Origin of the sequence: Paenibacillus piri (assembly GCF_004354045.1) — a bacterium.
Classification (GTDB): Bacteria; Bacillota; Bacilli; order Paenibacillales; family NBRC-103111; genus Paenibacillus_S; species Paenibacillus_S piri.
Genome location: NZ_SMRT01000035.1, coordinates 19,317 through 41,604, shown reverse-complemented (window position 1 = coordinate 41,604; position 22,288 = coordinate 19,317). Strand labels below are relative to the sequence as shown.

Below are 22,288 nucleotides of genomic sequence, written 5' to 3'. Positions count from 1 at the left end.
GACAACTCGAATATGGCTTTTAATAGGAGATACTTGAACATGCGGATCGGATCGATCGCATTGCGACCGTTGTCTAAACAGTATTTATCTTTCAATTCATCGTATATGAAAGTAAAGTCCACCAGATCGTTGATTTGGCGCAACATATTGTCCTTTGGCACGACGATGTCATATAACCCTGCATATGGACTTAAAACCATTGATTGTTGTTGCCGAATCATTCGATCACCCGCTCTTCATGATGCTTTAATTATAAGCGAAAAGAGGCACAGCCTGCTCAATTTTCTTGAGGGACTGTATCTCTTATAGATGATGCGGACTTTTTCAGTGGCCTCTTTTACGGCGGGCTGTTTTTTAATTTTGACTATAAGTTTTCCCGACAGGAAACTGAGCGGCAACAGCACCACAACTCTCTGCTGCATATCTACCGGTCAAAGGCGCGGGTTGTAATTGTAAGCATGTACTACATATAATAATAGATGTAAGTGCTTACATTGAATAAAGGAGAATTTTGGATGATCCTTCTGTCACGGTGGAAAACAGTGGTTCATAATGCGCGGATGCGTTTGAATAAAATTAGAACCCGGCTTTTTCTGACTTATGTCGTGGTCACCGTCCTCGGGATCTGTATAATCGGTACGATGAGTTACCGGGTATCCTACAAATCGTTGGAAGACAAGGCGATTTCAAATATCCAAGAAAAGGCCGCTCAAGTGCAGTTCAATCTTGATTATTATTTTGAGCAGATCAAGAATGTGCTGATCGCCCCATATTTCCAAACCAACTTCATTAGCGGGATTAATAACTATGACTCCATGAGCACATTGGATCAATTGGTATATAAACAAAATTTGCGTGATTTTTTTATTAAGATGTATTATGTAACCCCGCAAAGGGACTTTTCCGGGTTCTTTATTTTTATGAGCGACGGCGAGATGTTGTTCCATACGGTTGAAATCGATCCCGAGGTGATCCAAAAATCGTTTACGCAAGACAATTGGGTGTCAAAAACGGTCAATACCGGCGGCAGTGTTTACTTTGGAGGAGCAGAGCCGGATATTTACAGCAGCCGGCCTGCCCGGAACATTTTCTCCGCATCGATCATATTTAGAGATATTTCAAATCAACGGAATCAATATAGTGTAGCGAGAACTCATTATTCGCTGGAATCGATTATACATATATTGAACGAGTCTGCCATAGGGAAAGGAAGCAAATCGGTCATCGTCGACAAGCAGGGTCGTATCATTTATTCCACCGGCGAGGAACGAGCCGGGGAGCAGTTTGATCCGGCAATTCTTGACCTGACATCGGCAGGTGGATATGCGTGGTATAAGGATAAGCACGGCAAGTTTCTGGTGATGTCCTCCAAATCCGGTGTGCCGGGCTGGACAACTATTTTTCTGACGCCCGAGACGTATATTTTTGATGCCTCCAATCAAATTAAACGTCTTACCTTCGGATTCGCGGTCATAGCCATTTTGATAACAGCGGCGGTTTCCTTCTTATTTGCTTCGAGCATAACAAAGCCTATCATGCAGCTATACCGTTCAGTTACCAGCATTAGGCTAGGAAACTTGCGAACCAGAACCGCTATTGGGCGCGATGATGAAATCGGGAAAATAGCATTAAACTTTAATGAGATGTTAGATGAGATCGAAAGCTTGATTCAAACCAAATATGTAAATCAGATTAAGCTGAAAGAATCGGAGTTGGCACTTCTGCAATCCCAGATCAACCCTCATTTTCTGTACAACACGCTGGACAGCATTAGGGCCATTGCAGACCACCACCATATGGAAAATATCGCCTTAATGACAACATCTCTTGGGAATATGTTCAGATACAGCACGACCGAAGGGGAATTTGTTTCCATAGAGCAGGAATTGAAGCATATCTCGGACTATGTCATTATTCAGAAAATTAGGTTTGGACCCAAGATTCAAGTTGAATGGGATATTGAGCCGGAAACATTAAGCAAGCCGATTTATAAAATCTCACTTCAGCCTATTGTGGAGAATGCAATCCTCCATGGTCTTGAGAAAAAAAAGGGGCCGGGTACGCTGTTTATCCGAACAAGGATAGAGGATGAATCGATTTGGTTCACGATCAAGGATAACGGTCCCGGTATGGCGGAATCGAAGCTGAAGCGGATTCGAATGTGGATCGATCATGACGGTGCGGACTTCGATGACGGAGACATGGATGATAAGGGTAAAAAACTCGGGATCGGGCTCATGAACGTCCATTCCCGCCTGCGTATTATATATGGCGATCGTTACAGCATGTCGGTACAAAGTGAACCAGGGCTTGGAACGACCGTAAGTTTTCGGATTCCGGCTACTCCGTAAACAGGAGGAAACTTATGTATAAAGTAGTAGTTGTTGACGATGAGATGTGGATCCGTCAAGGCATTATTAATGCCATCTGTTGGGAGGAGCACGGACTCGTACTGGCCGGTGAGGCGGAGGATGGGGATGATGCACTGGATATCGTAGAAAAGAATCCTCCCGATATTGCGCTCATCGATATGAATATGCCGGGAACGGATGGAGTAGGGCTGATACGAAAGCTCAAGCTGCTGAGCCCTGATACGTTTATCATCATTATTAGCGGATATTCCAACTTTGAGTACACGAAAGAAGCAATACTCTCACGAGTATTCGACTACGTACTTAAGCCGTTGAACAAGGATGAATTGAACGCGATCCTTCATCGATGCACGAAAGAGTTAGAGCTGCAGCGCCTCCGGAAGATGGAAGACGGCTTGCGTAATGAGCTGCTCGAAGTTAATCATGAACGGCTCATCGAGCCGTTGATTCGTAAATCAGCCCAAATCCATTATTCGGGTTATAAAGAATCTGATTTTTATCAGGAGTTCGGCACTTATCAATCGTATTTTGCGTGTGTGGTCATCATCGATGATACTCCGACAGCTGTTCAAGAGTACGGCGGTAAGGAACATGCTTTACTGCAAGCCCGCAGCATGGTTTCAGGGAAGCTCGTAGGGCTGGGAGTCGGCTGCATCGGAATGGTCGATCCGGAAAAAGCAGAGTGCGTACTGGTAGTCTTCGGGAATGATTTGGAACCGAAACTGTTAATAAACGCCTTGAAGCAATCTCTGAATTGGTGTGAGAAAGAGTTTCCCGTTTCTGTCAGTATTGGAGTAGGGGAACAAATGAAAAGTCCTCTGGAGCTGCATCAATCGTACAAGCAAGCGGTTCAAGCCATCAGGATGAAAAAAGCCGCTTCCCGTTATTCCATACTCGTACATATCGAAGGTTCACAGGAACAATCCGTGCTCTATTCTACCCAGCTTGAGCATGTGCTGTTGAGCGCAATCCAAGCGGGTAACCGGGAGCAGGCGTTGGAGGCCTTCCGAAAGCTGCTGGATCATCTTCTCGCGGCTGAACCAACCATCTATAGTTTGCAAAGAAATCTGGTCATTTTGCTTGGCGAAACGGACAAGATTTTATCAGAGGTTGGAGTTAACCTGGAGCAGATAAGGGTACATGGGAATATTTCGCTAGTTGAGACTATACGATGCTCCTACAATATGGAAGAGCTGAAGCTATGGTTCAACAGTCTTATAGAACAAAGCATAGAATCTGTGCAAAAGAAGAACCGGAAAGGGATGAAGAACATTATCGAGGATATAGTACAACATGTACGTGAAGGCTATTTTAAATCGCTCTCCATCGACGATTACGCCAGAAAATATAATTTGAATTCCAACTATCTTAGGAGGGTATTTAAAAGTGAAACCGGGAAAACGTTTTTGGATGTACTAACAGAAATCCGCATTGTTAAAGCGAAGGAGCTGCTTCGAGACAGCGATATGAAAATTCATGAGGTAGGGCAGTACATCGGTTACGAGGATTACCGTAATTTCTACTTAGTATTCAAGAAAGTCACGGGTAAAAGTCCAGGAGAATTTAAAAAATTAACCTAAAGGGTATGCTCAAGCATACCTCTTCTTCGCAGCGAGCCTGCCTTTTTGAACACACTCGACTCCTAAAGTAAGAATATGACATACACTCAGGTGAGAATATGGAATTTTTATTTTGCTTTCGTCGAGGTATGCTGTTGTTAAGCGAACCGGTTATTAAATAACGGTATGTAAGCGCTTAAGTAGACTGCGGTCGATAAGGGGGAAGCACGTATGAGTCACAAGGTTAAAATCGTTTCAACGATTATGGCCACCTTGATGATATTAGCCGGGTGCGGCGGGGGGAGCAGCTCAACGACAACTGCAACAACTACGGCAACTGACGGCACGGCGGCGAAAAAAGCGGCAGACACTGGAAGCGCGAATAACAGCGCGGCGAATAAACCGAAAGAACCGGTCACTATCAAATTTGTAACACTTGGCAGCGGGGGAACAGAACCGGCAGCGTTCAAAGAGCTATTCGAACAATACGAGAAGGCATCCGGCAATAAAGTTGATTTACAAATTTTGCCTGATGTTTCCCTTTACGAAAACATGATCAAAACCCGTTTTGCCACCAACGACGCCCCGGATATGTTCTACTTCTTTGCCGGCCCGAACGTAAACATCACACTCCAAGCCGAGAAAAATCTCATGGAAATGACGAACGAGGATTACGTAAAGCGGCTCACCCCTGCCGTAAAAGACTTCTACACAGTGAATGGTAAAATGTACGGCATCCCATGGGGCATTTACAACGCGATGGGCGTTCTATATAACAAGAAAGTATTTACAGACCTTGGTTTATCAGTGCCTCAAAATTACCAGGAGCTGTTGGCAGCAGCGGAAAAAATTAAAGGTGCCGGCATCACCCCGTTCTATGAAGCGGTTAAGACGGGATGGCCGACACAGGTGTTTCCGCTAGCTAGCTTTCAAAGTTTCGTCCTACCGACGATCGGCGGTATGGAAGGAGTGAAGAAGCTAAAGGAAAACACGATGCGATTCACGGATATACCGGAATTGAAGAAGGTATTCGAACGGCATTACGAATTGAAGACGAAAGGCTATTTCAACTCCGACCTGTTATCCGGCACTTATGAAAATCAGCAGGAGGCGCTCACTACTGGAAAAGCGGCAATGGTCTTCCAAGCGGACTGGATGATGCCGATCATCGCACAGCGATTTCCGGATAAGGTGAAGGACATCGGCTTCTTCCCACTCCCGTCGGATAAAGGCCCAGGCACCATATCCCTCTATCCTCCCAAACAGCTCCTAGTTACGAAAACATCCAAGAACGCCGACGCAGCCATGGATTTGACCCGGTTCCTGACAAAGCCGGAATCATTCAAGATCTGGTATAAGCATAACCCTGGCATTCCGGTTTACAACGGCATTGAAACCACACTAGTTCCTGCCCAGCAGGATATCTACAAATATATTAACGACGGAAACGGTATCATTCAAATTCAGCTTCAACTCAATGCCGGTGTATTCGACTTCGATAAAATCACCCAGGAGCTTCTTATCAAGGGCGATGCCGACAAAGCCGTGAAAAGTATGGATGAAAATTATCGTCAAGACGGAAAAAATAAGAAGATACCTGGATTTTAACTGCCAGCATCCTGATGTCGCCCTAGACTCACCCTTTACCCAAACGTTCACCCCAAGCCCGTTAGACCGGGCCGGGCTTGGGAATGAATCTTTTGGTTTTCGGTAGTATAGGAGGGGGAGGCCCATATGAAATCGAAATCAACTTTCAGATATCCGCTGGTGTTTATCATTCCGTCACTAGCGTTATATGTGCTCATGTTTATGTTTCCAACGGTATCCGGCTTCTATTACAGCTTTACGGATTGGAGTGCATACAGCGAATCAGTCCGGTTCATCGGTTTGGAAAATTATTACCGGCTTTTCACAGAGAGCGTGTTGTTGACATCAATAAGAAATACGTTGTTGTATGCAGTGTTTGTTACGATATTTGTCAATATTTTTGGGCTCGGACTAGCCCTGATGTTGAATGAACGTATGAGGCTGGGTCATTTTTACAGGACAGCTTTTTATATTCCCGTTGTTATTGCTCCTCTGATTGTCGGCTATATTTTTACTTCGATCTATCATCCGGAGAATGGGATTCTTAATCAATTTCTGAAAGCGTCAGGCTTGAACTTCTTGGCTGTAGATTGGTTGAATGATTCACGCTATGCGCTGTTCTCTATTATCTGTACGGAAATCTGGAGATCCTCGGGCTTTGCCATGGTGATTTACTTGGCCGGTTTAAAAGGAATTCCTAAAGATATGCTGGAGCAAGCCAGTGTGGACGGAGCAGGAGCATGGTCAAAATTTAGAAATGTCATATTTCCGCTGCTCGCTCCTGCTTTTACGGTAAATTTCCTGCTGACGGTCATTCATTCACTCAAGGTTTTTGAGACGGTATTGGTGCTGACCAATGGAGGACCCGGGTACGATACAGAAGTGTTCAATACGCTAATTTTCCGGAATTTCTCCAGGGGGAATTGGGGATACGCCACGGCCGCCGGATTTATTCTAACCATTCTGATCTCGGTAATCGCTATCTTTTTCCTTCGTATCCTTAGAAAAAGGGAGGTGGATATGTGATTTTCACCAAAGCGAAAATGAACAAGGGCATCATTCAAATTTTGTTGATATTGCTCACACTTGTTGTAATTATTCCCTTTTATATGATCGTGGTTAACTCGTTTAAGGATGTGAACGGCGCTGCTCAATTTAAGCTGACTCTTCCTTCGGAATGGAAATTTGAAAATTACATTACCGTTTTTAACAGCGGAAAGATTGTCCTGGGCTATGCCAACAGCCTGATTATTTCACTCGGAGCCTTGCTCGTGATCAATGTATTCTCATCCTTGGCCTCTTTCAGCATCCAGCGTAACAATACTCGTTTGACGAATATGATTTACTATTTGTTTATTCTCGGTTTGGTGATGCCTGTTGCTCTGATCCCAACCATTAAGCTTATGATGGGACTGCACATCCATAATACGTATCACGGAATGATGATGTTTTACGGTGCGGTATTGACGCCGTTCACCGTTTTTCTTATGACCGGATTTATGAGGGCGATTCCAAGGGAACTGGACGAATCGGCAATAATTGAGGGATGCGATGCGGTCCGGCTTTTTTGCTCGATCATCGTCCCATTGATGCAGCCTGTCATTATCACCGGCTCATTGCTTACGATCATTAACGTATGGAACGATTTCACAGGTCCTTTCTACTTGCTCACCGACGGCTCGAAGTGGACGGTTACCGTTTCCGTATATAAGTTCGCAGGCCAATACAACTCTAACTGGAATTTGATATTCGCCGATATTCTCATGATTATTTCTCCCGTGCTGCTGCTGTACTTTTTTCTGCAAAAATATATTGTAGAAGGAATGACGGCAGGCGCATTAAAAGGATAACTGGCACCTGAACTTATGGGCAAATACGCAGAAAGAATGCAAACAATAAATAAAACGCCGAACACATATTGACTGTGTTCGCCGCCGGGAACAATGCAATGAACATGGGGATGAAACGACAAGTTTTGTCCCCACGCATGAGCACCATCGTAGACGCCAACACGTGCGCCGAGGAACTTTCGGACCAGGTTGAGCTTTGCCAGTGTGCCGGACGCAGTGCCGCGGCTTGCCTTGGAGCGCCTCTGTGGGCATGAATGGTACGCGAGCGTGCGACCATGTACGCAGTCTTGTTCACGATATGTCCGTCCTGCTTGACCTTGAAGTGAATGGCATCCAAGTTTTGCAGATGATCTTGGATGTCCCGGGTGGGTGTCCTTCCTGCTGTTGAAAGGATCAACAATCCGTCGGGTTACTCTTTCATTTGTATTTGTTTCTTGAATTCGGAAGGATAACATTCGAAAAACTCTTTAAACAGCTTAGTAAAATGTCTTGAACTAAAGTAGCCAACCTGCTCAGCGGCTTGCTGTACCTGTATCGACGGATCAGACAGCAGCTCCTTCGCTTTCAGCATCCTGAGTTTGGTTACATATTGCATAAAGGTGGTACCTGTTCGTTTATGAAATAGACTGCTTAAATGATTTGGAGTCACACTAAATTGTTCAGCAACACGTCCTAATGTTATATCTCCCGAATAGTGATTTTCTATATAAGCAATGGTCTTTGTTACCAGATCAGTTTTGGGTTCTGTTTGTCTTATTTTTTTGTCCAGAAGATTTTCTCCGACATTCTTAAGTGACTCGAACCACTCCTCTTCTTTAGCTGGTACCAGTACAGGCGCATTGATAGAGCAATTGAGAAACCGCGAAAAGGCCCGTGTATTTTCTATTAACGAATCCTGCTGTTCATGATAGTTTTTAATAAATTGCCCGATCGTATCCATATAGCCTACATAATGTCCTTTGTGGTATTCATCTACTGCTTTGATTAAAGTGTGGCATTGCCGGGAAATGATTGGCTGCGATTGAGCCTTCAATAAATCCTCTTTAGTCCAACTTCGGGAAATTCCCAATGAACAGCGAAAATGGGAAATATTATTAATTTCCGTCACTTCGTCAAGAAGGGCTGTATATGAATTACATTGTTCAGAACCTACCAGTGTGAATGCTAAGCCCGGCTCTTCAACCCTTTGTACAAGCTCTGAGTGAGAAGAGAATATGTTATCCAATTGTTCTGCGCCTAGCGAAGTGGTATATCTCCCCACAACAGCCCAATCTCCATTTGGCAGAATTAACGTGGCTAGCTCTAAGTCCTTGTGATAATGCCGGGACATCGTAGTCCGAATCGTATTGAAAAACAGCTTGACTGCGACGGATTTCTCCGTTTCGGAATAGCAGCTATCCATATAAATAATCTGACATCGAAGACGGCCGGATGTGTTAATTGTAGGATCCTCTTCTTTTTGTTCGTCTATCAGACCGTGAAATAAGTACAGCATGTCCGACTCAAATAGCTTATTCCTTTCAATGATTTGCAGCAGTGCAGTTTGCCGTATTTTTGTTAGCAGATTCCGGAGATCATGAATTTCAACCGGCTTTAGCAAATACTCGATAGCCTGTAGTCGAAGTGCTTCCTGGGCATATTGAAAGTCGGCAAATCCCGTCACTATAATCCATTGGGTATGAAGGGATAGCGGAGCTGCTTCCTGGATGGCTTCCAAGCCTGATTTGCCAGGCATTCGAATGTCAACAAAAGCAGCTTCCGGCTGAATTCGTTCCGTAACTTCTATAAGTTCTCTTCCGTTGCGTGCTTCATAGATTTGCAAATCCGGGTATAATTCCAGTAGAACAATGGACAGCGCTTCCCTTGCCAATTGTTCATCATCACAAATCACAATTTTCATTTGGCTGGCTCCTCGTTGTTAAGTGATATGATGATCGTTATGGTAGTGCCGCGTCCAAGGCTGCTTTCCAGTTTGAATTCGTGTTTATCCGGAAAAGCCAGCTCCAATCTTTCCTTTACATTGCTTAAACCGATATGCTGATCACCTATTTGCTCAGATGTGTTAAAACCAATTCCATTATCCGCAATGCGAATGGCAAAGCTCTCATTGCCATTGATGCCAGGAAGCAATTCTGCGCTTACCTCAACCCTGCAAGGATTTTCACAGGGCTCCACACCGTGAATGATAGCGTTCTCTACCAAGGGCTGAAGCAGTAGCTTTGGTATACGAAAGGGCGCCAATTGGGGATCTATGGTAATTGCTATCTCCAGGCGGTCACTAAAACGCATACTCATTAGCTCCCCGTATTTTTGAATACTGGAAAATTCCTCTTCTAAACTGCATGAATCATTGGACGTTAAGAAGAAACGAAGCATTCCGCTTAAAGATAATATGGCACGCTCCAGAAGCGCATGCTCACCCTTGCGATTTAAGCTTACAAATGCATTTAATGTATTATAAAGAAAATGCGGATTCACTTGTGATTGCAGTGCGCGAAATTCGGCATTTCTTAGTTTCAGCTTGTTCAGATATTCATTGGTGATTAATTCATCCAATTGACTGATCATTCGGTTTAAAGCATTTCCCAACTGGGCAATTTCATCTTGACCTCGAAAGGAAAACCTTTTGTTCATGTTTCCAAGCTGAACTTGGCGCATGACACCGATCATTTCTTTAAATGGTTTCAGCAGGTTCCTGGAATAGGCAAAAAACAGGAAGAAGGCAAGCACAACGCCGCCGGCTGCAAAGATTGCCCCTATTAAGTGCATCCAATAGACCTTGGAGGCAAGCTCAGCCTTAGATAACCAAACTGTAATTTTCCAGGAGCTGGTAGGTATTTCCCTCGAAACAGCCACATAGGATTGCTGATTAAGATCGATATTGGTCGGATTTTTCAGGAATTGATTCAAAACTTCTTGTGACAGGCGTGTATTAGAATAAATTAATTTTTGATCCTTGTCCGTAATTGTAACTATTGAATTTACATTAACCGAAACTTGCCTTACGATTCTATCCAAAATGATCGTGTCCGCATCAGCCATAATTACGGCAAGGGGCTGTTTGGAGTCAGGATCCTTTATTAAACGCGCTACGGAAAACACATTTGGAACAGTGGTCAGCTTTAAATAATCTTGCGGATGGACATTAACAAAGGAAACTCTTCCGTTAGCTGCAATTGCTTGATGATACCAGCTTTGTTCCTTATAGGGATAATCGCTGCGGATTTCCGTTAGCTGCGAGCTGCTGTCATTATAGTAGACAGAGCCATCAATAGCGACAAGAAGCGTGCCTAATATATCTTTACGCAAATTGACAAGCAAGCTTGGCAGAGTATGGTACAATGTATAGTCCGCTTTATACTTCGAATAATTATCAGGAGGGCTATTGAAGCCTCTCGCTTTTTGCTTGAGAGAGTTCATAACTTCGTTATTAGTGTAAGGAGAGACAGTTACCCGTTCCAAATCATCTAAATAGGTTTGGATATTTTCGGTCAGGCCTACCAAGGTTGCGTCTGTGAGCTTTTCGGTTTCGGCCGTAATTATTTTGACGTAATAGGAAGGCATAACAAAAGCGATAATGATAACAGGGAGCAGAATGGTTAACGTGTAGAGCAAAATGAGTTTCACACGAATCGAGATGTTCGGCTTATTCAGTTAAGTCTACCCCCAGCAGTTTAATTTTGTGGTAGATTATACTGTAATTTGTACTGGGTTGCAACCATAAATATGAGCGCCCGAAATCATAGATTTGATACATATGTAAACACTTACACTCGTGATAGGATTTAAGTGTAAGGTACATAATAGATTAAGAGGTGGGTAATTATGTCAACAAGATGGAAAGTATCAATGGCGTTAATTCTGGCATCGGCTTTAGCTGCAAGCGGTTGTTCCCAGCGTCCCGAAAAACCGGCTGCACAGCCTTCAAATTCAAGTGGTAAAGAGACCAAGAGCACGAATAGCAATGCTAAAAAAACTTTATCTGTGATGCTTAATATTGCAGATCAACCCGTCCAGGATGTTTATCGCCAAATTATTAATGATTTTATAAAAGAGAATCCGGATATTGGTGTGAATATTCAGTTTCCTGGCTCCGCCTATGAAAATAACATGAAAGTTAAGATGGCTGCCAATGATCTTCCCGATATTTTTGATACACATGGCTGGGCACAAGTCCGTTATGGCGAATACTTGGCGGATCTTAAAGGCGAACCATGGGTTAATCAAATGACCGATACAATCAAAAATGTCGTAACAGACAAAAACGGCAAAGTGTACGTTTTACCCATTAGTGAAGCGAAGGACGGCATCATGTACAATGTCGACATGCTTAAGCAGTACAATATAGAGCCGCCTCAAACCTTTGATGAGCTAGTGGGCGCCGCCGACAAAATAAAAAAGGAAAGTGGCGGAAAAACAACACCTTTCTTTTTCTCGGGAATTGATGAAAGCACGATCGGCACCTACTTTGGTTATTTTGCAAACGCTCTACTCATCAATCCTGCCAATAATTCTGCGGAAGAGCTATTAAAGAATACTTTTGACTGGAACAAGTGGACTACCCTTCCTGACAAACTTTTGGATATCAAAAATCGCGGCTTGATCAATGAAGATTTCTTGACAGCGAAACGGAGCGATCTTCCAACTGTATTTGCTGCCGAGAAAGTGGCATTTGCTTTGTTGGCTCCATCCTTCGTGGATGCGGTTCATAAGCTGAAGCCGGAAATGAAGGTTGGACTCATGCCGATTCCCGCGATGTCAGCCAATGATAAACCGAGTTTTTCCGGTGGAGAACGGTCCACAATGGGAATATGGAAAGAATCTAAAAATATCCCTGAAGCCAAGAAGCTAATGTCATATTTCGCTAAGCCCGATAATTTGTCCAAAATTGCTAATGTAACCAAGCTGCAGCCAGGGCTGAAGGGTATTGAGTCAAAGCATGATTTGACGGAGTACTATGATAAATATGCCAATGTTAAAGTGTTGCCGTATTTCGATAGAGTTTATTTGCCAAACGGAATGTGGAGCGTGATGTCCAAATCCGGTACAGAGCTGCTGGCGGGTCGTATTACTGCAAAGGAATATTCTGAAACCATGAAGCGGGAAGTAGAACGGCTGCGTAAAAATTAAGTTTACTCATCCATTTCTTGCTTGAACTAAGGGGAGATTAAATCTGGACATCTTAGATCGTAAAATAGATGAAAGCAGGCCAGCCAAAATTACTTTGCGAAGATGGAGAAATTCTCCATCTTCAACCAATCTGATGTACTTACCTGCGTTCCTGCTGTTTGTACTATTTATCTATTATCCATTTTTTAAGGGAATACTAATTTCTTTTACTAATTGGGATGGATACTCACAGCTGTACGGCTATATTGGGTTCGAGAATTATAAAAGGATGATTTCGGATCATCGGGTAGGAACGGTTATTATCAATACGCTGATTTATGGAATTGGCAGCACGATTCTGCAAAATATCATTGGGTTGGCTTATGCTATTTTGCTGAACAGCTACCTCCGGGGGAAGAACATTATTCGTACAATCGTTTATCTTCCGGTAATCGTCAGTCCTCTTGTTATGGGTTATATCTGGTATTTTTTCTTTCAGTATAATGGAGGAGCTCTGAACGATATTATTCTATTGTTTCGTGATAAGCCGATCAATCTGCTTGCTGACACCGAGCTTAATGTATGGATTATTACGCTTGTAAACACCTATCAATTTCTTGGAACTGCTATGATTATTTTCTTGGCCGGACTTCAATCCATTTCCAAGGAGTATTACGAGGCGGCTGAGATGGACGGTGCTTCGGGGTTCTCCAGATTTCGTCATATTACCCTGCCGCTGCTTGCGCCAGCCATAACGATTAATATTGTTATTAATTTGATAGGCGGATTGAAGTTGTTTGATGTTATAACAGCTTTAACCAATGGCGGCCCGGGCTATGCATCCGCTTCTTTATCTACAATGATTTATCAGTTATATTTCGCTCATCAAGATGCCGGCTACGCTGCCGCATTAGGTAATTTTATGTTTATGCTGATTTCAATAATCGGTTTAACCTCTTTGTATTTTTTACGTAAAAAGGAGATTTCCTTATGAAGCGGGCAGGGGGCATAACTACATTATTGGGTGCATTAATAGGTCTAATGCATATTATTCCTTTTTATGTGCTAATCACGACTTCGTTTAAAGATGAATTGGATCAAAGCTCTAAATGGGTGATGCCGGGCTATCTTTCCTTGGATAATTTTACCAACGCATGGCAGCTGGCAGGTTTGGATCGGGCGTTTCTGAATAACACCATTGTCACTGTATGTTCCATTATTTTGATGCTCATTGTAGGCTCGTCGGCAGCTTTTCCGCTCGCCCGTAATCGAACCAAGCTAAACAAATGGATGTATGGTTTTTTTGTGAGTGCCCTGATTGTTCCGCCGCTTACTATCCTGGTTCCTTTGTATAAGATGTTTGTTGAGATTGGGGCCATGAATACGTATATAGGGATCGTAATTCTTCATGTTACCTTTCATCTTTCTATGACCATCTTCTTGTTTACGGGTTTTATAAGCACGATTCCAAGAGAGCTGGACGAAGCTGCAATGATCGACGGGGCTTCAAGGATCGGATTGTTTTTTCGGATTATACTGCCTGTCTTAATGCCGATTACAGCGACAGTTACCATAATAAATGGCGTTTCGATCTGGAATGATTATCAGTTTTCGGTATTTTTTCTCCAGAAACTGGAGTATAGAACGATTACGGTTGCCTTATCCGCATTTTTCGGCGAGAACAATGCCAATATCGGGTGGGTAGCTGCCGGTTCCTTACTGGCCGCTCTTCCTACAATTACCTTATATTTGTTTTTGCAAAAATATTTTGTTGAAGGTATGACTTCCGGAGCGGTAAAAGGCTAATGCTGTAATCTAACTCGCAGGATCGTGCAAAAGTTCATTTAAAGAAAGGAATTTAAATCATGAAGAGGAAACCGGTAATGGGTTTGACATTGGGAGATGCAACGGGCATTGGTTCGGAGTTGGTTGCCAAGGCTCTCCAATCCGAGGAAATCCGTCAATTGGCAACATGGGTTTTGGTTGGTGATGAACGTGTTTTTCAGCAAGGCTTGTCTGTAGCGGGAGTAACTCTTTCCTATCAAAAAATAACTAACATAGAAGAAATTGAGCGTGAAGACCGGATTTATTTTATTCATTTGCAAAACTTGCAACCGGATGCTTACACGCTTGGCCAATTATCGGCAGAATCCGGCCGGGTGACCGGCGAGACCTTGACGTATGCGCTCAAGCTGGCGCAGCAAAAAAAGCTGGATGGCGTTGTGTATGCTCCTATCAATAAGGAAGCTTTGCATAGCGGGGGCTTTCATTTTCAAGATGAACTTCATTTTTTCGCGTCGCTGCTTGATTGCAAAGAAGGATTTAGTGAAATCAACGTTATGGATGACCTTTGGGTAACAAGGGTAACCTCCCATGTGCCAATACAGCAGGTAAGCAGCCTGGTTACAAAAGAGCGAGTAGCTCGCATTATTCGTTTTGCTCACGATACGCTAATCAATGTAGGCTATGAAAATCCGAAAATTGCAGTAGCAGCCCTTAATCCGCATGCCGGAGACGGAGGACTGCTGGGCACCGAGGAAATTACAGAAATCAGACCGGCGATAAATGAAGCGAAGGAGCAAGGGATTCAAGTTGAAGGACCTTATCCGGCTGACACGATCTTTTTGCGATTAAAAACGAAGCCTTTCGATTGTTTAGTTAGTATGTATCATGATCAGGCTCAGACCGGCATGAAATTGCTGGGCTTTAATAGAGGAGTTACGGTAAGCGGAGGTCTTCCGGTTGTCCTCGCAACGCCGGCTCACGGTACGGCTTTTGATATTGCAGGTCAAGGTATCGCTGATCCGGGTGCGACTGAACAAGCCATGAAGCTGGCCATCAAATTAGCAGGATTCTAATTGGATATAAGTTTGCAAAACAACTACATCAGGAGGCAAGTTTCAATGTCAAAAATTACTTTTCTGGGTGCGGGCAGCTCTGTATTTGCTAAAAACGTGCTGGGTGACTGCATGATGACTCCAGCGCTGCAAGGCTTTGAGCTGGCATTATTCGATATCAATGAAGAACGCCTTAAAGATTCTGAAGCTATGCTGAACAATTTAAAAATTACACTTGGCAGCACTTGTGTTGTTAAATCCTATACAAACCGGAAGGAAGCGCTCCGCGGGGCGAAGTATGTAGTTAATGCCATACAAGTTGGCGGCTATGATCCTTGTACCATTACTGATTTTGAGATTCCCAAGAAATATGGTTTGCGCCAGACGATAGGTGACACCTTAGGAATTGGCGGTATTTTCCGTAATCTTCGTACAATTCCCGTATTGCTTGATTTTGCCAAAGATATGAATGAAGTATGCCCGGATGCATGGTTCTTGAACTATACGAATCCTATGGCTGTACTTACCCATGCAATGACGACGTTTGGCGGTGTTAAAACAATCGGTTTGTGCCACAGTGTTCAACGCTGCATTCCGTACTTATTTAAGGATTTAGATATCGATAGCGAAGGTGTTCAAACTAAAATTGCAGGTATCAACCATATGGCATGGCTGCTTGAAGTAACAAAAGACGGAGTGGATTTGTATCCGGAAATCAAGCGTCGTGCCCGTGAGAAACAATTGGAACAGCACGATGACATGGTCCGTTATGAGCTCATGTTCCGCTTTGGTTATTATGTGACGGAATCTTCCGAGCATAATGCCGAATATCATCCTTACTTTATCAAAAAGAATTATCCGGAATTGATTGAACGCTTCAATATTCCATTGGATGAGTACCCGCGTCGTTGTGAACGCCAAATTCAAAGATGGGCAACCATGCGCGACGAATTGGTCAATAACAAAAGTCTTGGACATACCCGGTCCCATGAATATGCATCTTTTATCTTTGAAGCCATGGAGACGAATAATCCGTTCAAAATCGGCGGTAATGTAATGAATACCGGTTTAATTACGAATCTTCCCAAGGTAGCCGTAGTTGAAGTTCCTTGTTTGGTAGATTCAAGCGGCATAACACCAACGTATGTAGGAGATCTGCCTCCTCAGCTGGCCGCATTGAACCGCACGAATATCAATCCTCAGCTGTTAACCTTGGAAGCTGCAGCTACAGGAAAAAAAGAGCATATTTATCATGCGGCGATGCTTGACCCTCATACGGCAGCGGAGCTTTCCATCGATGATATTGTGGCTATGTGTGATGATCTGATTGAGGCTCATGGCGATTGGCTGCCTAAATTTGTATAAGTAATATTGCCAGACCTTCATCCCGAATCCAGTAATTGGAACGGGATGAAGCTGTAATGCAGAGATCAATGCAGCCCGTTTGTTTCAGGGGCATTGATCTTTATTTGTTGAAGGGCTAAACCGCGGCCGCCCATCTGTGAAGGCTGCCATGAGATGAAAGCCATACCGTACAGGTGCAAAGGCCGAATTTGAATAACCTGCTCATGCAATGAAACCGAGGAATGGAGCCGGGTGTTAGCAGAGGAAGCATTTCAAGTGAATCATCGGCATCGGATCGAAGACCGGCTATTAAAAAAAGAGGTAGCAGAAGACACAAGAGTAGAACAGTAAGAGGGTATGGATGTGGGGTGGAAAGTTTACGGGCCGTCTTTGAAGTCGTGTTCCTCCTGCCCAGTCTAATCGAAGGAACACGACTTCAACAACGGCTGTAACCCCACATCCATCCCTCACCACGCTCAAACGTATGGTTAGAACCAAGGACCGTCAGGGCGAACTTCCCTGACGGTTTTACTTATCTTAAGCTTTTACGGTGCTGCAGAGGCGTCTGATTCACATGTCGCCGGAAGATTCGATAGAAATGCTGCAGGTTGTTAAAGCCGCAGCTCATGGCAACCTGAATGATGGGCAGCTCTGTGTGCTCAAGCAGCTTTTTCGCTTCGACTATTCTCCGGTGCAGGACGTACTCGAATACGGTTAAATGGGTGGTTTCCTTAAACAGATGGCTGATGTAGTATTTGCTGAGCCTGAATTCGTTTTGCAGCTGCCCCAGCGTAATCGGGCTCGAGAAATTCTCGTCGATGAAGCGCGTCAGTTCCTTGATGTGCGGGTTGTATGCGGTCGGAGGGGATTGGACTTCGGCCAGCTCCTTGAACTGGATAAGCAGCAGCGGCAAATTTAATTTCACCTTCGCTTGAGCGAGCGGATCGCCGGTTCGCAGAATTCGGTCATAAGCCGCAACCAGGGAATCGAGCAGAGAGATCACTCTGCTGCGCTGTTCCGGCTTCGTTTCCACCTTGCGCGGTCCCTGAGTCACCATCCACTCCAAGGCGGGCTCAAGTCCCGTTTCACGAAGCACGCCTTGAATAAAATCTTTGCTGAAATTTATCACGTATCTAGTGTAAGCCCGGCTAGGGTGATAAAATATCCGATGAATGTCGTATTCGTTAATAAAGAAGAAATCGCCTTCGCCGATCGTATAGGTATGGTCCCTGACGAAAATTTGCAAATCCGCTTTAACGAAAAAATCGAACTCGAATGCGTCATGGTAATGGTGGATCGCCGGTTTATTCCCGATTTCCCGTTCATTGGCATAGCTGATGGAAAAGGGCGGAGTCCGGTCGCAAGGGATTTCGGGCATAGTTCAAATGCCCCTCCTTCATCTTGAATGTCAAAAATACCTTATAAATATTATAGCAAGATAAGTGAATATCGGGTAATAAAAACAATATAAATGAAGACGCTTTCTTGTTGCGGATGGTACTCTTAGTCCTGATGGATTTGGAGTCACACTCTGGGAGGAGAAGGAAATGGATTCAATCGTTTTAACGGTCATCGGCGGCGGCAGCGTCAACTGGATGGCGGGTCTCATGCGCGACATCTATTTGCTTGACGAAATCGGGGGAGGCGAAATCCGCCTGGTCGATCCGAACCGGGAGCATGTCGAAGCGGTGGCGGCGATGCTGCACACCTTCAACAGGCTGAGGGGCAAGGCATACCGCATCCGTATCGTCCAAAACCGGAAAGAAGCGCTACAGGGGGCCGATTTCGTGCTGACGACATTCAGTCCCGGCGCGATGGACGCGTTCTGGAACGATTTGGAGCTGCCGATCCAATACGGCATTCGGCAGCCTGTGTCGATGACTGTAGGACCCTGTGGCATCTCCGCCTCGCTGCGAACGGTGCCGGTTGCCTACGAGCTTGTGCAGGAGATGGAGGAGATGTGCCCCGGCGCTTGGCTGCTCAATGTGACCAATCCGATGAGCGCCGTCACCCGCGCCATGAATATGGCGGCGAGGACCGTCAAAGTGGTCGGCATGTGTCATGAGCTGCATGCGGCTCCGAAATATTTCGGTCCGATGCTCGGCTTGCATAAGCCGGAAGGGATGAACGTCACGGATTACTTATACCGCTGGCTGCCGGAGCAAGGTTTGCGATATACGGTCGCGGGGATTAACCACTTCATCTGGCTGACGAAGGCGGAGCTTCATGGAAAAGATGTGCTTCCGCAAATTCGGGATTACGCCCGGGATCGCCGGGAGCTTGCGGACGATCCGGCGGGCGGGCAAGCAAACGACTCGTTCCACAATAGAAGCGCGGCGAAGCTTGCCCTTTGCCGCCATTTCGGATATTTACCGCTTGCCGGGGACCGCCATTTGATCGAATTTTATCCGAGCCTGTGCAATGTGAGAAACGGGTACGGCATGAAATACGGGGTGCTGAAAACGACGGTTGATGCAAGACGTTTGACCAAGGTTCACCAGTTGGATCACATCCGACAGCTGGCGAGCGGGGTGAAGGAGGTATCGTGGCAGCAGTCCGGCGAGGAAATGAGCGAAATCATGAAGGCCATCGTCACCGGCAGCGAGACGACGGCCGTCGTGAACGTCCCGAACGGGGGCCAGCTCGCGAACATGCCCGGGGATGTCATCGTGGAGACATTGGCCACCGTTGACCGGAGCGGGGTTCATCCATGGGCTTCAGGCGAGCTGCCCGGTCCGATCGGCAGCCTGTGCCGCTTGCATGCCGATGTGCACGAGCTGACAGTGAAGGCAGCCCTTGAAGGCAGCCGGGCAACGCTGCTTGAAGCGTTAAGCTTCGATCCGCTGAGCGGGTTAGCCGATTTCTCCGAGCTCGGCGAATTGGCCGATGCTCTGCTGCGGGCGAACCAAATGTGGCTGCCGCGGTTTTTTGACAAACGCGCCCGTCCCTAAAGGACGGTAAAAATGTTTATCCTTGAACTAGGAAGGGGAGAGCTCAGTTGAATACGTCTAAAGGCAGCCTGCTGCAGCACCGATTGGAGAAACGCAAGGATGCGCAAACGGGACGAACGGTAACCCGGCTCACATCGCTGCCCGGCAACCACCATCATCTTTATTTTACGAGCAGCAGCTTTTCAGCGGATAACCGGCACATTCTATACATCAGCGATACGGGGACGGACAGCCCCAATCTGTTCAAGCTGGCGCTGGACAACGGATCCGCCGTTCAATTGACCGACAACCGGGACGGTTTTATGAAAAGCTACGTCTATTACGACGGCAATCCGTATCGCGGCTTGGCGAAAGCGAGTCCCAGCTTTGCCCCTGCCGCCGGAAAACTGCTGTATATCCAGGGTAACGAGGCCAGGCTGCTGGACATAAGCTCTCTGGACGAGCGTGTAATTTACGTCCTTCCGGAGCGCGTGATGACCGGGTTTACCCATTTGTCCGGCGACGGCCGGTATGCGTGTATTCCGTATATCGATGCGGAAGCGTTCGAGGTTGGCGAAGGAAATCCGTTCGGCCTGATTCGGGAAAAGGTGAAGAAGGAGCGGCTGAGCTCGCAAATTATCGTTGTCGATACGACCACGGGAGAGATCCTGTATTCGTTTACGCATCAGGGCTGGGTGACGCATGTGCAGTTTCACCCGAACGATCCGAACATCGTGCTGTTTAATCACGAGGGCGGCATGGTGGAGCAGCGCATCTGGCTGTATGACCATGGTGTGATAACCAAAGTAAGGGATCAATCGGACGGCGGACCGTCGTTATGGATTTGTCACGAGATGTGGGCCGGCGAAGGCAAAGCGGTCATCTATCACGGGACCCGGGGAGTACCGAACGACCCGGCGATGAACGATAATTCGAGAGATCATGGACAGGTCGTCAGCTTTGTCGGGTATATGGACACGAGCGACGGACAGTATGCCGAGGTGAACTTTTTACCGGAGATGACGGCTTACGGACATTTCACGGCCGGCACGGACGATACGATGCTCGTAACCGACGGGATTATTGATGCTCACAGCATCCACTTGTGCCGAATGGATTGGCAGCGGCGCGAGCTGGGTATGACGCTCCTCTGCCGTCACGGCAGCAGCTTCACCGTTCAGGACGTGCACCCGCATCCGATCTTCAGTCATGACGACCGATACATCTTGTTCACTTCGGATGCCCATAACGAGCGAACGAAAGGAAACGTATACCTCGTCGATTTGAACGATATGTAGAAGGACGCCGCAAGGCGTTTCTCTTAAAAATCTCCTTCGGAATGAAGCCAGGTCAGCTGCAATGTAATAAATCGGAAGAGACTGTCTATTAATAGGGGATAAGGGCTTGGAGGATGGCTTCAGGGCGAGTTTTTTATTGCCTTGACACCGAAAAGTATAATGAAATCAAGGCAATAAAACGTGTTTGAGCTTCGAAGTCACCTCCAAAGCCTGTTCCCCACAATTAATCGGCAGTCTCCGGAGGTTGAATAGTAAGAAATGAATCGAGACACAAAAAGGAGCTGCTGAGTCGGCTCCTTTTTGTTCATCTTGTACGTACTCGCGGGACACTATGATATTGTGCCAATAAAGTCAATGAATTTTATTCAATTGCTTTCGAAAGGCGCTCGGTCTCACACCGGTTTTGCTATGGAACAGGTTTGAAAAATAGTGCGGATCTGCATACCCAAGCTTATAACCGATATCGCTTATGGTCAGCTGTGTGTCGAGCAGCATCAGTTTAGCGGATTCTATCCTTTTGGAGATGACATAGCTGTAGATGGTAGTTCCGACTTCTCTTTTAAACAATCGATTCATTTGCTTATTGGAAATGCCGATTTGTGCGGAGAGCCGGATCGGATCGAAAGGACGAAGGATACTGTTATCCAAAAATTGCTTGATAGCTTGAACCGTTAATGTTAGCGCTTCCCCTCTTTTGCGTAAAGCTTCGGAGAGGCTGACGATCATTCGCATAACAATAATCTGCAGCTCGTTTTGCATTTCTTCTACCGATTTATGTTTAGCGCCTTCAATGGCTTCTTTAAACAACGGTTCCAGCCCGCTATCCGGGATCACGACATGGGGGAGCAGCTGGTAAGCTTCAAGCAGCTTCAGTATCCAGTATCCGCTAATGTTCAGCCATATATAGCTCCATTGCACTTGGTGATCAGGATCTGCCGAAACCTCATGGTATGATCCGGCAGGAAGGATGAATATATCTCCCTGCTGGGCTGTATACGTTTGATGGCCCACCTGAACAAATCCTTGTCCTGAAAGCACATATCCGAAAACGGTAATTTGGGCAAGCTTGCGAATATTGAGATAATCCGTATCGCAGTAATTTATTCCCAGGAATTGCACACTAAGAGGGGGAGGATCTCCTAACGAAGGCAGGTGATATATGGGCCCATGCTTGCCGGGTTTATTCAACATCGTTATAGGACCTCCCTTAACAGCTTGCTCCTTGTTCCTACTATATTGTAGCACGATTTATATCGTATCGGGACATGGAATGAGATGGGTGTAAGGTTGTCCCTTTTCCTCACCTGACGCACCGTTTTCTCTATTAAGAAGTTGTACGAACCAATATATAATTACCATAAGCACAACTACGAAAAGGGACATTTCAGGTGCTTGCCTCAAG

General features: G+C 45.5%; 17 protein-coding genes and 2 pseudogenes. 13 read left to right on the top strand and 6 right to left on the bottom strand.

All coding sequences use genetic code 11. The features are described from left to right. Nucleotides 1–221 (bottom strand): transposase (locus E1757_RS34465; RefSeq protein WP_484217470.1); only part of this gene is annotated, 221 nt, incomplete at its 3' end. A gap of 294 nt (nucleotides 222–515) precedes the next feature. Between E1757_RS34465 and E1757_RS34460 the strand changes: the two genes are divergently transcribed. The 5 genes from E1757_RS34460 (at nucleotide 516) to E1757_RS34440 (ending at nucleotide 7,368) form a co-directional block, all read left to right on the top strand. After that, nucleotides 516–2,351 carry a cache domain-containing sensor histidine kinase gene (locus tag E1757_RS34460; protein WP_133236834.1) on the top strand — a complete coding sequence of 612 codons (1,836 nt, stop codon included), beginning with the start codon at nucleotides 516–518 and terminating at the stop codon, nucleotides 2,349–2,351. Between the two features lie 14 nt (nucleotides 2,352–2,365). Continuing rightward, nucleotides 2,366–3,952, top strand: a complete 1,587-nt coding sequence (locus E1757_RS34455; protein ID WP_133236832.1) for a response regulator — start codon at nucleotides 2,366–2,368, stop codon at nucleotides 3,950–3,952. A 255-nt stretch (nucleotides 3,953–4,207) separates the two neighbouring features. Further along, entirely contained in the window at nucleotides 4,208–5,539 is a 1,332-nt protein-coding gene (locus E1757_RS34450; protein ID WP_246079716.1) for an ABC transporter substrate-binding protein, read from the top strand. A gap of 126 nt (nucleotides 5,540–5,665) precedes the next feature. Continuing rightward, nucleotides 5,666–6,544, top strand: a complete 879-nt coding sequence (locus tag E1757_RS34445; protein ID WP_133236828.1) for a carbohydrate ABC transporter permease — start codon at nucleotides 5,666–5,668, stop codon at nucleotides 6,542–6,544. Next, entirely contained in the window at nucleotides 6,541–7,368 is an 828-nt protein-coding gene (locus E1757_RS34440) for a carbohydrate ABC transporter permease (protein WP_133236826.1), read from the top strand. The genes E1757_RS34445 and E1757_RS34440 overlap by 4 nt, the downstream gene beginning before the upstream one ends. 80 nt (nucleotides 7,369–7,448) lie before the next feature. Here the strand turns inward: E1757_RS34440 and E1757_RS37405 are convergent. The 3 genes and pseudogenes from E1757_RS37405 to E1757_RS34425 form a co-directional block, all read right to left on the bottom strand. Then, nucleotides 7,449–7,583, bottom strand: a pseudogene (locus E1757_RS37405) (transposase); the annotation flags it as partial. 194 nt (nucleotides 7,584–7,777) lie between these two features. Next, nucleotides 7,778–9,268, bottom strand: a complete 1,491-nt coding sequence (locus E1757_RS34430) for a response regulator transcription factor (protein ID WP_133236824.1) — start codon at nucleotides 9,266–9,268, stop codon at nucleotides 7,778–7,780. Beyond that, nucleotides 9,265–10,983, bottom strand: a complete 1,719-nt coding sequence (locus E1757_RS34425) for a cache domain-containing sensor histidine kinase (RefSeq protein ID WP_133236822.1) — start codon at nucleotides 10,981–10,983, stop codon at nucleotides 9,265–9,267. The genes E1757_RS34430 and E1757_RS34425 overlap by 4 nt, the downstream gene beginning before the upstream one ends. A 210-nt stretch (nucleotides 10,984–11,193) precedes the next feature. On the opposite strand from E1757_RS34425, the gene E1757_RS34420 reads away from it, so the two are divergent. The 6 genes and pseudogenes from E1757_RS34420 to E1757_RS37400 all read left to right on the top strand — a co-directional run. Continuing rightward, a complete protein-coding gene (locus tag E1757_RS34420) occupies nucleotides 11,194–12,498 on the top strand; it encodes an ABC transporter substrate-binding protein (protein WP_133236820.1) in 1,305 nt (434 codons plus the stop codon). Between the two features lie 133 nt (nucleotides 12,499–12,631). After that, nucleotides 12,632–13,471, top strand: coding sequence for a carbohydrate ABC transporter permease (locus E1757_RS34415; protein WP_133236838.1), 840 nt, complete (start codon nucleotides 12,632–12,634; stop codon nucleotides 13,469–13,471). After that, the gene (locus E1757_RS34410; protein ID WP_133236818.1) at nucleotides 13,468–14,283 is read left to right on the top strand and encodes a carbohydrate ABC transporter permease; all 816 of its coding nucleotides are present in this window, start codon (nucleotides 13,468–13,470) and stop codon (nucleotides 14,281–14,283) included. The genes E1757_RS34415 and E1757_RS34410 overlap by 4 nt, the downstream gene beginning before the upstream one ends. 77 nt (nucleotides 14,284–14,360) lie before the next feature. Continuing rightward, on the top strand, nucleotides 14,361–15,335 hold the full coding sequence (locus tag E1757_RS34405) for a PdxA family dehydrogenase (RefSeq protein ID WP_165972418.1): 975 nt from the start codon (nucleotides 14,361–14,363) through the stop codon (nucleotides 15,333–15,335). A 45-nt stretch (nucleotides 15,336–15,380) separates the two neighbouring features. After that, entirely contained in the window at nucleotides 15,381–16,679 is a 1,299-nt protein-coding gene (melA, locus tag E1757_RS34400) for an alpha-glucosidase/alpha-galactosidase (protein ID WP_133236814.1), read from the top strand. A gap of 132 nt (nucleotides 16,680–16,811) precedes the next feature. After that, nucleotides 16,812–16,955: pseudogene (locus E1757_RS37400) on the top strand (transposase zinc-binding domain-containing protein); the annotation flags it as partial. A 235-nt stretch (nucleotides 16,956–17,190) separates the two neighbouring features. Here the strand turns inward: E1757_RS37400 and E1757_RS34395 are convergent. Further along, nucleotides 17,191–18,036, bottom strand: coding sequence for a helix-turn-helix transcriptional regulator (locus tag E1757_RS34395; RefSeq protein WP_133236812.1), 846 nt, complete (start codon nucleotides 18,034–18,036; stop codon nucleotides 17,191–17,193). A gap of 169 nt (nucleotides 18,037–18,205) precedes the next feature. Between E1757_RS34395 and E1757_RS34390 the strand changes: the two genes are divergently transcribed. Together E1757_RS34390 and E1757_RS34385 are read left to right on the top strand one after the other, a co-directional pair. Beyond that, nucleotides 18,206–19,609 carry a family 4 glycosyl hydrolase gene (locus E1757_RS34390; RefSeq protein ID WP_133236810.1) on the top strand — a complete coding sequence of 468 codons (1,404 nt, stop codon included), beginning with the start codon at nucleotides 18,206–18,208 and terminating at the stop codon, nucleotides 19,607–19,609. A gap of 47 nt (nucleotides 19,610–19,656) precedes the next feature. Then, the gene (locus tag E1757_RS34385; RefSeq protein WP_133236808.1) at nucleotides 19,657–20,886 is read left to right on the top strand and encodes an oligogalacturonate lyase family protein; all 1,230 of its coding nucleotides are present in this window, start codon (nucleotides 19,657–19,659) and stop codon (nucleotides 20,884–20,886) included. Nucleotides 20,887–21,237: 351 nt separating this feature from the next. On the opposite strand, the gene E1757_RS34380 is transcribed toward E1757_RS34385, so the two are convergent. Then, complete coding sequence (locus E1757_RS34380) at nucleotides 21,238–22,077, bottom strand: helix-turn-helix domain-containing protein (protein ID WP_133236806.1); 840 nt, start codon at nucleotides 22,075–22,077, stop codon at nucleotides 21,238–21,240. Nucleotides 22,078–22,288: the final 211 nt, after the last annotated feature.